Source organism: Flavobacterium azizsancarii, from assembly GCF_027980145.1.
GTDB lineage: Bacteria > Bacteroidota > Bacteroidia > Flavobacteriales > Flavobacteriaceae > Flavobacterium > Flavobacterium azizsancarii.
Map to the genome: position 1 here is coordinate 1 of NZ_JAMZNK010000062.1, position 13194 is coordinate 13194.

Here is a 13194-nt window from a genome sequence, read left to right on the forward strand (position 1 = left end):
AATTGAACCGAAATAGTGGCACTATTCAAACCGAAATAGTGGCACAAATTCACCGAAATGGGTGGCACGGTCCGACCGAAATCACTGGCACAAATCGAACCGAAATATCCACTTGTTCTATTAGTTTTCCTTTTTCATCCCATTGTGTAAATGTATTTTTTATTCTGTCTCGGATAAGATTAACTTTTCCATTTTCGTAATACGCCTTATAATAAATCTCTTCGTCATTTTTTACTTCACTTTCATATTTTAGATTTCCATTACCATAGTAAGCGTAAAATTTTCCATTCGGAATTCCATTTACAATATTCTCAAAGTGTGAAATTTTTCCATTGTTGAAATAGCAAATGATTTTTCCGTTATATCTTAAATTGTCTTTAAAAAGAATCCTTTTTTTATAAAGTCCTGAAAAAACCAAATCGCCATTTTCATTAAAATATTCTACGTAAGATTCACCTTTTATTTTTTGTGTATATTTTTCCATTAAGCTGCCATTATCGTAATGATAACTTTGCGATACGTTTTCTATGTATTTAAATTTTGGCTTTCCATTTAGCCAATAATCAGTCGATTCTTTTGTGTCATTATCATACTCTTGCTCGAAGGTTCCATTTTCTCTAAAATTTATGTTTTTTCCAATTTGTTTCCCATGATTATCATATTGACGAACCCATTTAGGTTTTCCACTTTCATACCAATCAATAAATTTATCAAAACATTGATTGGTATTTTTGATGTTGGCAATTGATTTCTTTTTTCCTGATTCGTAAAACCCAACCATAATATAATCTGATTTTTCTTTGAAAAAGCGCAAAGTTTTTATCTTTTTACTTTTATAAAAAAATGTGTCTATTACATTATAATTTGCTTTATTAATTCCTATTGCACTTAATTCATTTTCAATTGTTGTTTTCTTCTTACCACAAGAAAATAGTAAGCAAACTAATACTGATAATAAAATATATTTTTTCAATTTTCTATTTGTTTAATTAGGTTGTCTTATAATTAAAGTTAAAAAACGGGTGATTTTCATTAATTAATCTTTGAAGTGATCTAATTTTTTTTGAACCCCTCTATTTTTATATTCCACTTCTTTCTCCACTTCTTTACGTTTACCATCATTAATTATATCAATGACATCTTTTTGAGAAGGAGGCACAAGTGTATCTTTTACTTTTTTTTCATGAACTACTGAAAGATTTCCTCCAAAAACATCGGTAGATTTATAATTATACAATGGCATTAGAATCATTTCAGGATCAGATATAGTTGCATTTTTTGAAACTGGGGGTTGCTTATTGGGGTACCGTATTTTAATCTCATTTCAAACTCCAAAAGCCATGGATTCATCGTTGATGAATTAGGGAATAATTTCCCCAAAAAATAACCTAAATCAAAATAAGTATTAAAGTTATGTCCTGGAGCATCAAAAGATCCGGAACCTCTGTCGTTCCCTAGATTTCCACTTCCGGCAATAGGGTCTCCACCATATCCAAAAACTCTTATTCCATCGCTTGTACTTACTTTTGCTATTAAATTTTGAACCACAACCTCACTCAGTTGTGTTGCTTTTGTCCAAGTACCGTCTTTGTTTCCTCGATAAATTGTATTGTTCTTACTCTCGAAATAAAGTTCTCCTTCAGAAGCTATTCTATTTGGACCATCAGTAAAGAAATTATGATCAAAAGAAAAGAGATTCTCATGGCGATTATTAATTTTTCTAGCTTCCAGCATTTCTCCTATAGCATCTCTTTTTTCCCAGATGTCATCACTATCAAATGGATTTTTATTTCTCCCTAATCTATCTCTAAACATAATAAAAATTATTGGTTTGTACTAATCTTTGTGTAATTGTAGAATAAAGTATTTCTTATTTTTTTTCTTGTAAAACGGAATGTTATAGAAGTAAAAATACTACAAAAAAGTAAGGTAAACAATTTTTTATTCAGTAAGTTATTAATAAAATAAGAAATAATCTAAAATAAGAAGATATAAACTAACTTTAATTGGGATTAAAACCAAAAAAATGCGCAACTCCCATTGCGCATTTTATATATAAAGAAAAAGAAATCCTATTTCCCGTTCATCAATTTTTCTAAATACTCAACCTTTTCTTTTTCAGACTGAACCAAACGTTCATAAAGCTCCACAACTTTATCAAGAGGATTGAAATTACAATGATTATTAGTTGTATTTCCTTGAGCACCATTATTAGCACTATTGTCATAAAAGTTATTAAAGAAATTAAAAACAGATTCTTCTGTAAAATTTTCAATTGCTTCAACCGTAACACCAAGTACTTTTGCAATTTGTACCAATTTTTCGAAATCGACAGTTTCGCTGGTTTCAATACTCGAAACAGTTTGTTGACTTAGGCCAATTGCTTCTGCAAGCGCTTCTTGTTTCATTCCACGAAGCTCTCTGATTCGGCTAATATTTCTGCCAATGTGTTTTGGTTTAGTTGCTGTGCTCATAATTCAAAGGTATTTAAAATTCTTTAAAAAAATACTCATCGGTAAAAAACAAGATCAATTTGGTAAAATACAATTTCCGTTGTTTTTTTGTGTCTGTAAATATATGCTTTTTCTTACTTTAATCAGAACAGTATTTTACAGGTAAAGACTACAATAAATGTTTTGTAATTTAGTAGCCTAAATATAAAAACGTATGAATTGTAAATTAACATTTAAAGAAAGAGCTGAGTTAGGCATGGAAATACTTGCAAAACAAAGACCTGTAACTTTAGAACAAGCAAGAGCGCAAGCAAAACGACTTAAAGAGGCAAGTACATCAAAAGTGAAGAAAGAGCGCTAATAAAAACAAAGTTATGCTAAGCGAAAATCATTAAAAACAATAATTCAAAAATCCGACTAAATCCGCGTGTTCGCGAAAGCGAATCCGTATAATCTGCGTCTAAAATTCAACACTTCAACTGAAAATGATTACTCAAAATCAATTCAATCAAAAAAAAGACTAACAAAACAGACTAAAAATTAATTGAAATTTGGCACATATTATATGTCGGTTAATTTTTTATTAAAAAATCAAAGTTCAACTTGTCTGTAGCTTTTTATTTACTAATTTAGGAACTTTAATTTAAGCCACTGTTTAGTAATGAATATTACCATATCTGTCAAGCAATTAGGGAAAAAGCACCCTATACTTCAGGAAACAATCATCAGTTTAGATAATACTACTTCAATCCTTTCTGTTCGTAATTTCTTAGAATTAATCGTAAAACATCAGGTCGAATTGTTTCATTCGGCATCATTTGAGTGGGAAGATGAAGACACGATTCATCTGCCAAAAGAAAACTATTTGCCAATTCTTACAGATACCGGCAAGGTAGGTTTTGGTGCTATTTACAATCACAACAAAGTAAATGTTGTTACGGCACAGGAAAATGCTATTCTAGCTTTTGAAGATGGTTTATATGCCATTTTTTATGGCGATGACCAACTCGAAACTTTAACGGAAGAAATTGATTTATCCCAAAACAAATCCATCACATTTATCAGACTTACCTTTTTAGCAGGAAGCTATTGGTAGTTTTCAAAATTCAAAATTCAATGACAATTTCAACGAAAATGTCAAATCAAATTAAAATCAGTTTGTGCTGTTTACCGTTGGATTATATTTACAGTATACAGCCAAAATTTTTACCATAACTTATAAATAGAAATATTATGACGATCGAAGATCTCTTGAAGAGTAAGATAATTGAAAATCCAATTACGAGATTTAAAAAGCAACTGGAAGAAGTTGTAAACAGCAATATAGTTTCTAAATTATTATTAAAAACAAAGCTTACAAAAGAAGTTGCCGAATTTGGTTTGCAGTTATTAAAACTGAAAGATAATTATTATGGTACTTATGTTTCTTTGGGTTCGACAGAAGTCAAAGAATTCGAAAAATGGGTAAAAGACGGGATCTGGGAAGATAAAAATTACTACGATCTGCTGATTTACTTTTTTGGAGAAGAAAATGCTCTTTATGTAAAAGAAGCATGGAACAGGCTGCCACAAAAAATGTATCAGTACGGTTACACAAGACGTTCTTTTAGAGCTCCCAATAATAAAAAATATTTGCTTGTAAATCAGGTCAACTTCTTACGATCTTTAGTTCACAGCCCGCAAATTTATAATTATCAGGATAGTAGTACCTTTTATTATGATTTGAGTATCGAAGATCAAATTCGTTTTGATACCGAGATTTCGAATCCAACCAATCAGTTTATGCTTTGGTCCGCAGCGATAGATTTAGATAAAGAAAATCTGTTTCAATTGTTCGAAGATATTATTTTCAACAAAGACCCAAGAGGAAAAGTTTCCCGCAACATTATCAAAGCACTTTTAAACACCGAGAAAAAAGAAAGTTGGGAACTGGTCGAAAAATTATTGCTGGCAGCACAACGTCAGGAAGGTTTGCGCCAGACGGTTTTAGAGGCACTTGACGAAACCAGTATTGGCGCTTTGCAATACATGATTAAGGTGATTGTTGATAATAAACTAACCCGTTTTTCATCGGTTGTACGTTCAATAGACACCTGGACCGGTTTGGGTTGGGATGCTGAAAAAGAAACAACGGTTCGAAATATCATTCAATTGGCTTCAGGTTATTTTTCGAATCCCGAAACGATTCCGGCCGGAATTCAAAGTAAGAATAATAATGAAGCTTATATGGCGCTTTGGGTTCAGGGTGTTTTTGATGTAGAAAAAACGGTTCCGTATCTGCATGAATTACTGGATAAAGGTTCTATTGAAAAAAAATCACTGGCGTTGAAATTTGCCGGAGAAACCGAAGATCCATATATCGAAATGCCACTTTATTTTAAAGCTTTAAACGACGAAAACCTACAAGTTTTGGCATTTGCCCTCCCCAGATTGAATGCGATGCTGGATGCTAATGCAAAATCTAAGTTTTATGTTGAGAATGAAGACTATCCTGATTTCTTCGAAAAAGTATACCATCTGGCGCAAACTTTAACTGTAAAAGAAAAAACGTTTGAAGGCAAAGTGTTTTCATGGCTAAATATAAAGTTCGAAAGAGATACGCTTTATTCGGCTGCGATTAATCTGGTTGGTGATAATGACGAAAGATTAGAGCGTGTTTTAAATCATTTCGAAGGATTTTCGATCAATTTAAGAGAGAAACTAACCAGACAAATTTTAGGCGATCATTATTGTTATTCTTTCTACAGCTATAAAAGCAATAGTGGCAAAGAAAAGGAGATACCTACGGATTTTCAAAGAAATTTTGCCTTACGAATTTTAAAAGACAGAGGTGAATCTCTTGTCGCTTCGGCTATTTCTACTTTAAATAATTTAAATTTAACCGAAGAAGAACTTGCGATTTTTCAGGAATTATTCAAACGTAAAAATTCTAATTTAAAGAAAAACCTAACAGCAATTTTACTAAAACAGGGAGATGAAAAAATAACATCGTTTGTAGATAAAACTTTAGAAAAAGGCGATCTGGAACAGCGTATGTCTATTTTGGATTTGATGCTGCAGCTTCAGAAAAATAATAAGCTGACTGAAAAAGTAAATGATTGGGTCAAAGAATATTCGGCAAGGCCAAAAATTACGGAGAAAGAAACTAAATTTCTAGAGCAGTTAGAACCATCAAAAAAGAAGAACATTCTGAGTGCCGAAAACGGATTTGGTTTTTATACTCCAAACGAAATTTCGGCTTATGCATTGCCAAAACCCGATGCAGATTCTTTGTATGCCAAAGCAATAAAAGCGGAACAATATGGTTTCTCAAAACCGATGTCGCATATTAAAACCGAAATTTCGAAATTGTATCAATTGTATGAAGAAAATCGAAATTACGAGTATGAAATCGAAAACTATGACAATAGTAAATCAACTGTTTTATTGGGAAATACTTTTAGAAGCGTAAAAAACCTGAAAGACGAAAAAGATCCGGAAGCAGTGGCTATTAATTATCCGTTATATGAAATTTGGTCCGGCTGGTTTGAAAATTCAGGTTTAGCCGAAAGAGATTTATTTTTGCTAACTCTTATCAGCAGTTGTGACCGAAAAGTATGGCGCGATTTTCTGGAGAAACATATTTTTTATTTTAAAGAATTATTACCGCATCAAAACAAAAGAGGTTACGACTGGGATAATACTATTTTGGGTATTTTGAACGCTTTGCAATTAAAATATACCTTTAAAGAAAAAACAGATTTCCTGATTGATGCGTGTAGCACTTTGTATGCTGATCTTCCGGAATCTGTATTAGAATTTGAGTACAAACCGTCAAAAGATGAATATTACTATAATTCAGATCAGGGAAATGGCTGGCAAAATCAGAATTTTTTCGATATCTATCTGAACAAAATTAGTTTAGTTGATTTAACAGACGAGCAAAATAATAAAATCTGGAATTTGTACAGATGGAGACAACTAAACGGATTAGAAAGAAATAAATCGCTAAATAAACCGCCTATTTACTTTTATGCTACGGCATTTGATAAAAACTTAATTACAGAAGGAGAGTTGTATGAAGGTATTTTAGAAAGTGAAAGAATCTCTGTTTTAACAGGCGAGGCAAAACATTACAGACATTTTGGAAGCGATGAGTTAATCAAGACATTTCCATTTTTTGTTCCGATGATAAATAAAATCCGCGAAACATTCTTAGATATAGAAGTAAAAAGAGGAGATTCGAATACGTCTGTTACACATTTGGTTCAGAGTTTTCAAAAGATATTTGGTATTAACCGTTTGGTCGAAATGCTTGTAGCGTTGGGCAAATCGAGTTTATACAAAGGCTATATCTATTCGTGGAGTTATACAGAGTTAACCAAACAAAAGTTGTTCAGTTATCTATTAAAAAGATGTTATCCTTTGCCTTCAGATACGCAGGAAGTTTTTAATGAAGCGATTAAAAAAGCGAAGATATCAGAAGAAAGGTTAATTCAAACCGCTATTTATGCACCGCAATGGCAAAAGTTAATTAGTAATTATTTAGACTGGGATGGTTTAGACGAAGGAATCTGGTGGTTTCATGCGCATACAAAAACGGCAAGCTACAGCGCAGTAAATTCAGAACTGGAAAGCGAAATGGCTAAATTTTCGTCAATAGATTTACAGGATTTTAAAGATGGTGCAGTTGACAAAGACTGGTTTATATCTGCTTATAAAAAATTAGGCAAAGCCAAATGGGAACTTTTATACGAATCTGCCAAATATGTAACGGATGGAAACGGACACAGACGTGCGCGATTGTATGCAGATACGATCACAGGAGATTTGAAAATCAGGGAAGTTACAGCCAAAGTAAAGGATAAAAGAGATCAGGATTATTTAAGGGTTTACGGATTAGTGCCTTTAAGTAAAGCAAGTCCTGAAAAAGATATTTTGTCACGTTATGAATATTTGCAGCAGTTTAAAAAAGAAAGCAAGGAATTTGGTTCTATGAAGCAAGCCAGCGAAGCTTTGGCAATTCGTGTTGCGCTCGAAAATTTAGCCCGAAATGCTGGTTATCCGGATCCGGTTCGCTTAACCTGGGCGATGGAAACCAAGCAAGTTCAGAATATTTTATCAAAAGAAACAGAAGTTACTCTCGATGACGTAACAATAAGCCTTGTAATTAATAAAGAAGGAAAAGCAGATTTAGTAACTTTTAAAGGCGATAAAGAAATAAAAGCAATTCCGGCAAAGTATAAAAAGGACAAAGCAATTCTGGAATTAACCAATTATCGCAAAACCATGCGCGAACAATGGACGCGTTCGAGAAAAGGACTGGAAGAAAGCATGATTCGTGGTGATGAGTTTCTTTATGCCGAAATGCAGAATCTTTTTGAGCATCCGATAATTTCGAAGCATCTTGAAAAATTAGTTTTTATATCTAATGATGATAAGATTGGTTTTTATATTGGTGGAAATCTGGTAACTGCTTTAGGAGAAGTGATCTCGCTCAACGAAAAGCAGACTTTTAGAATTGCGCATTGTTATGACCTTCATAAAAATAATGTCTGGACAGATTATCAAACATATTGTTTTGACAATAAATTGCAACAGCCTTTTAAACAAGTATTCAGGGAATTGTATGTTCCAACTCCGGATGAATTAAAAGAGAAATCGGTTTCAAGACGTTATGCCGGACATCAGGTACAACCCAACCAGACTTTGGCTTTATTAAAAACCAGAGGATGGAAGGTAGATTATGAAGAAGGATTACAGAAAGTTTTTCATAAAGAAGGCTATCAGGTAAAAATGTATGCGATGGCAGACTGGTTCTCTCCGGCAGATGTAGAAAGTCCAACATTGGAAACAATTGAATTTCATTCTTTAAAGGATTATAAAAACATAGCATTTGAAGATGTTAATCCAAGGATTTTCTCAGAAGTAATGCGCGACATTGATTTGGTTGTAAGTGTTGCCCATGTTGGAGGTGTTGATCCTGAAGCCAGTCATTCTTCAATCGAAATGAGAGCTGTTTTATTGAGAGAAACGTTACGCTTGTTTAAAGTTAAAAATGTAGAGATTAAAGAAAATCATGCCATAATAAAAGGGCAACTGGCAGATTATAGCGTACATTTAGGAAGCGCAGTAGTACATCAGATGCCTGGTAAATATTTATCAGTGCTGCCAATTCACTCACAACATAGAGGACGTTTGTTCCTGCCATTTGCAGACGATGATCCAAAATCGGCTGAGGTAATGTCAAAAGTATTGTTGTTTGCAAAAGACAATGAAATACAAGATCCAACAATTTTAAGTCAGATTGATAAAACTTACGCTTAAAATTTATAAACCTCAAAAATTAAAAATCGCCCTGAATATCAGGGCGATTTTGTTTTTATACAAAAAAGCTATGGGATTTTTAAGGGAAAATTTAGGTTAAAATTTTTATCTCAATTATAAATATTTCAGGATTATTGTATGTAAATGTTAAATTATATTCCTGAAAACACGTACATTTGTACCTGAAATGGAAAAGAAAAGCATATATATCAGTCTATCGGCAATAGCATATAGCGATCGTTTAGCAGGATTTGTTCTGGCTAAAGGTTCAGGATGGAATATGTATTTTAATGAATTGAAGTGTAAATTGTAGTTACAAACTCAACATAAATATATAAAAGCGTCCTTTTCGGGGCGCTTTTTTTGTTTTTGTCTGACTTAGCAAAGTCTAAGTTTGATAATTTAGGATACTCATTATGACAGAAAATGTTCTTATAATTCGTTCAGTATGACAGAAAAAGAATTTTGACAAAAAGAATCAAAAAAATAATTGACCAAATGTAACATGATAATACTAAATAACAAAATATACTCTTGAAAAGTAATCTGATGATAGACAGTCATTTGATAAAATGAAATATCTGCACAATTATGCGGACAGCCATTTTTATGATTTTATTTAGAGGTAACTATTTGATTGTTAGGAAAATAAATATTAAAAATGACTTGCATAATTGATCTTTTACACTATATCTTTGTCGAAGAAATTTGAAGATTGAATTTCAAACAATAATGATTTAAAAATACAATACAATAAATAAAATGGATTTTAAATATAACTCATATAACTCAGAATTACACGCCCCAGGATTCGTTTCGGGATGTTTTACAATACAGGTGCATGAACGGCAGTAGGATAGATATGTCTTATTGAATCTCATGAAGCACCTTTAATCGGGTGCTTTTTTTGTGCCCTAAAATTTAGGTTTGCCATAAAGGCGCGAAGACACAAAGATTTTTTTATAAAGAATTGAATTAAAAGATTAGTGACTTAGTAGCAGACTGAAAAAGTAATGAGTAAAATGATTTTCGCGCAAAGTTGCAGAGGCGCAAAAGCTCAAAGTAAAAAAACTTGGCGACTTGGCGTCTTTGCGAGAGATTGACAAAGTATATAAAAGATAAGTATGAAATGATTTTCGCGCAAAGTCGTATAGGCGCAAAGGCTCAAAGTAAAAAACTTAACGTACTTATGCCTTTGCGGCAGGCTGATAACGCAAAAAAAAGAATGATTAAAAGAATAAAAATAAAACTTTGTGCATTAGCGCCTTAGTGGCAAGTTTAGCGACTTAGCAGCAAATTAAAAATTAATAAAATAAAACAAAATATTATGAACAACAATACATTAGATAAATACAAAAAAGCGATTAGAAATAAATACGAGATAGAAAAAGAGGGCGAATACTTTGATTATTTGTACAGTCCTTCTCGTGGAAAGTTACGTGATTTTTGCTGGCTTATTTTCGAGAATGGCGCAACGCAGGATGACTTAAATGTTTTTAGAAATTTATTTTCTATAGATTTTGATCATACCAAAAAGAAAAAATTTAAAGAACAAAAAGATAAGTTTAGACCTATCGAAACTTTCTTTAAAGGAGAAACAGATCCGTCTAATATTGATGCAATAAATTTAGCAGCAGTTATGGTTGATTTTCAACCACGTCCTTTCAAAAACTTTAATAAAATGTGTAGAATGGAAGATGCAAAACAAATTGAAAGCAGTTATAAAGCTACGGCAACTGTTAAAACAGAGAAAAAGACTAGAGAAACCGCTAGTTTTATAGAAAACGAAAAGCCAGGAGAGCATTCTAGACAAAGAAGTCTTTTTTCTAATTTCACCACTCTATTTTCTAAAAAAGGAGATCAGAAGGGATATCCGGAAAAAAGAATCCGGTTTTCGAGTGGCTAGCACTCTATTGTTCAATTGAAGGAAATCTTCGTCAAATAAAAAATGGCTGTCTTAAAAAGACAGCCATTTTCATTTGGTTATATTATTTTGATTAATTATGATCGTAGATTTTAAGATAAAGATCTTTATAAATTTCTTTGATAATTTTACGTTTCAATTTTAAAGTAGGAGTTAATTGTCCACCATCAATAGACCAGACATCCGGAGTTAATTCAAAACGTTTGATTTTTTCCCAGTGGCCAAATTTTTCATTGATTTTCTCCACTTCCTCGTCAATACGTTTAATCACATCAGCATTTTCGCTAATCGATGCATCCGTACTTCCTAAAGTTATTTTATGCAGTTTTGCCCATTCTTTTACAAATTCAAAATTAGGCTGAATAAAAGCAGCAGGCATTTTTTCTCCATCACCAATAACCATGATTTGTTCAATAAAACGAGATTGTTTCATTGCATTTTCAATAAGTTGGGGAGCAATATATTTTCCGCCAGAAGTCTTGAACATTTCTTTTTTACGATCTGTAATTTTAAGGAAACCTTCGCTGTCAATTTCACCAATATCTCCGGTGTGGAAATATCCGTCTTGTAATGCTTCAGCAGTTTTTTCAGGGTCTTTAAAATAACCTAACATTACGTTTGGTCCTTTGCAAAGAATTTCTCCGTCCTGTGCAATTTTAACTTCGACGTTGCGAATTGGTTTACCAACAGTTCCAATCTTGAAACCTTTATTTCTTTGGTCGTTCACAGCAATTACCGGAGATGTTTCAGATAAACCGTAACCTTCCATAACCGGAATTTCGGCAGCAGCAAAAACTCTTGTCAAACGGGGTTGCAAAGCGGCACTTCCGGAAACCATTAATTCAAGATTTCCTCCCAAACCTTCTTTCCATTTACTAAAAATAAGTTTTCGGGCAATTTTTAACTGAAATTCATACCAGAAGCCATTGGCACCGTATGGTTCATATTTTAGGCCTAAATCAATAGCCCAGAAAAATAGTTTTTTCTTGATGCCGGTTAATTCGCCACCTTTTGCATAAATTTTATCGTAAACTTTTTCTAAAAGCCTTGGTACAGCTGTAATAACGGTAGGACGCACTTCTTTTAAGTTATCGCTGATTTTGTCAATTGATTCTCCAAAATAAACAGAAACACCATAAAATTGATAGATATACAAAATCATTCTTTCAAAAATATGGCAAATAGGCAAGAAACTCAAAGCGGTACTTTTTCCCGGATCAAACGGAATTCTTGGTGCGCTGTCTAAAACATTCGATACAATATTTTGGTGCGATAGCATAACACCTTTAGGTCTTCCGGTGGTTCCTGAAGTATAAATAATTGTAGCTAAATCGTCTGTATGAATACTGTCTTTTCTGGCTTCAACTTCGTTCTGATTACTGTCATCTTCGCCAAGGGCCAATAAATCAGTCCAATGTTTACAACCTTCGATTTCATCAAACGAATAGATCTCTTTTAAGGTTGGTACATTTGCTTTTATGGCATTTACCTTGTCAAGTACTTCCTTGTCAGAAACAAAGCAGTACATACTGCCACTATGGTTTAATATATATTCGTAATCTTCTTCTGAAATTGTTGGATAAACAGGAACATTTTGTGCACCGGTTTGTAAAATACCAATATCCATGATATTCCATTCCGTACGATTGTTCGATGTAATCAGGGCAATTTTGTCATCTTTCTGAATGCCCAAACGTAATAATGCTCTCGAAACAGCATTAGCTTTTGCAATATATTCCTGGCTAGATGTTTTTTCCCAGACTCCATTTTTTTTAGTTGCTAAAGCAACCTGAAGGTTATAAGTTTCTTGTTGATAATAAGGAAAATCAAAAAGGCGTGTGATTGAAACCATGTTTAATATATTGAATTTTACCGCAAATTAATTAAAAATAAGGTATGATTTTTAATTTTATACAATTTTATGGGAAAAATTATAGGTACAATAGAAAATCTACGAAAACGTTTTCTTTTTTGTAGTAATTTTTCGAAATACCGAGAAAAATTTATATTATAATAGAAATTTTAGGATAAAATTATTGAACGTTATAGTCAACATACTCTTTTACTCTTTCTCCCATTAGAAACATTTTTTTCTTGGCGAAGTGAATAGAAAATTGAGAATAACTCCAGGCTTCACTATCATTTGATCTGAACCAGAATGTATATGATGCACTATTAAATCCTTCCTTAAAAACAGGAATTCCTTCATCTGTGCACTCAATTCCCCAGTTGATCTTATTTTTGCTTAAATCGTCGGCCTGAATAACGCCGCTACCATCAGGATTTAAAATTGTAGTTGGTGCTTTTTGTCCTGTAGGAATATAAGTTCCGGGAACTGGGTAACCAATAGTGGTGGTAATATAGTGATCACGGCCATTATATGTAATCTGATCGACGTGAACTTGGGAGTAGGATTGTGTAAAAACAAAAAATAACGTAGTGAGTAATAAATGTACAAATTTCATTCTATGTAGGTTTAATTATTTTTGGAGGCAAAAAAATCAGGGACGA

Annotated in this window: 10 protein-coding genes; 4 read left to right on the plus strand and 6 right to left on the minus strand. The window is 32.7% G+C overall.

Annotated elements, in window-relative coordinates:
• Nucleotides 1-49: 49 nt before the first annotated feature.
• The 4 genes from NJT12_RS22700 to NJT12_RS22715 form a co-directional block, all read right to left on the minus strand.
• Nucleotides 50-973 (minus strand): toxin-antitoxin system YwqK family antitoxin, encoded by a 924-nt coding sequence (locus tag NJT12_RS22700; protein WP_271338402.1) that lies wholly within the window; start codon nucleotides 971-973, stop codon nucleotides 50-52.
• 63 nt (nucleotides 974-1036) lie between these two features.
• The gene (locus NJT12_RS22705; protein WP_271338403.1) at nucleotides 1037-1243 is read right to left on the minus strand and encodes a hypothetical protein; all 207 of its coding nucleotides are present in this window, start codon (nucleotides 1241-1243) and stop codon (nucleotides 1037-1039) included.
• A 5-nt stretch (nucleotides 1244-1248) separates the two neighbouring features.
• Nucleotides 1249-1815 (minus strand): hypothetical protein, encoded by a 567-nt coding sequence (locus NJT12_RS22710; protein WP_271338404.1) that lies wholly within the window; start codon nucleotides 1813-1815, stop codon nucleotides 1249-1251.
• Nucleotides 1816-2072: 257 nt separating this feature from the next.
• Nucleotides 2073-2474, minus strand: a complete 402-nt coding sequence (locus NJT12_RS22715; RefSeq protein ID WP_271338405.1) for a helix-turn-helix domain-containing protein — start codon at nucleotides 2472-2474, stop codon at nucleotides 2073-2075.
• A 193-nt stretch (nucleotides 2475-2667) separates the two neighbouring features.
• Here NJT12_RS22715 and NJT12_RS22720 point away from each other — a divergent pair, with 193 nt between their 5' ends.
• From NJT12_RS22720 to NJT12_RS22735, 4 genes are all read left to right on the plus strand, one after another.
• A complete protein-coding gene (locus NJT12_RS22720) occupies nucleotides 2668-2814 on the plus strand; it encodes a hypothetical protein (RefSeq protein WP_271338406.1) in 147 nt (48 codons plus the stop codon).
• A 300-nt stretch (nucleotides 2815-3114) separates the two neighbouring features.
• Nucleotides 3115-3549: a hypothetical protein gene (locus tag NJT12_RS22725; protein ID WP_271338407.1), complete on the plus strand. Its 435-nt coding sequence runs from the start codon at nucleotides 3115-3117 to the stop codon at nucleotides 3547-3549.
• Nucleotides 3550-3686: 137 nt separating this feature from the next.
• Entirely contained in the window at nucleotides 3687-8759 is a 5073-nt protein-coding gene (locus NJT12_RS22730) for a DUF4132 domain-containing protein (RefSeq protein ID WP_271338408.1), read from the plus strand.
• Nucleotides 8760-10086: 1327 nt separating this feature from the next.
• A complete protein-coding gene (locus tag NJT12_RS22735) occupies nucleotides 10087-10665 on the plus strand; it encodes a hypothetical protein (protein ID WP_271338409.1) in 579 nt (192 codons plus the stop codon).
• A gap of 91 nt (nucleotides 10666-10756) precedes the next feature.
• Here the strand turns inward: NJT12_RS22735 and NJT12_RS22740 are convergent, their stop codons facing one another.
• Both NJT12_RS22740 and NJT12_RS22745 read right to left on the minus strand, forming a co-directional pair.
• The gene (locus NJT12_RS22740) at nucleotides 10757-12535 is read right to left on the minus strand and encodes an AMP-dependent synthetase/ligase (protein ID WP_271338410.1); all 1779 of its coding nucleotides are present in this window, start codon (nucleotides 12533-12535) and stop codon (nucleotides 10757-10759) included.
• Nucleotides 12536-12716: 181 nt separating this feature from the next.
• A complete protein-coding gene (locus NJT12_RS22745) occupies nucleotides 12717-13148 on the minus strand; it encodes a hypothetical protein (protein ID WP_271338411.1) in 432 nt (143 codons plus the stop codon).
• Nucleotides 13149-13194: the final 46 nt, after the last annotated feature.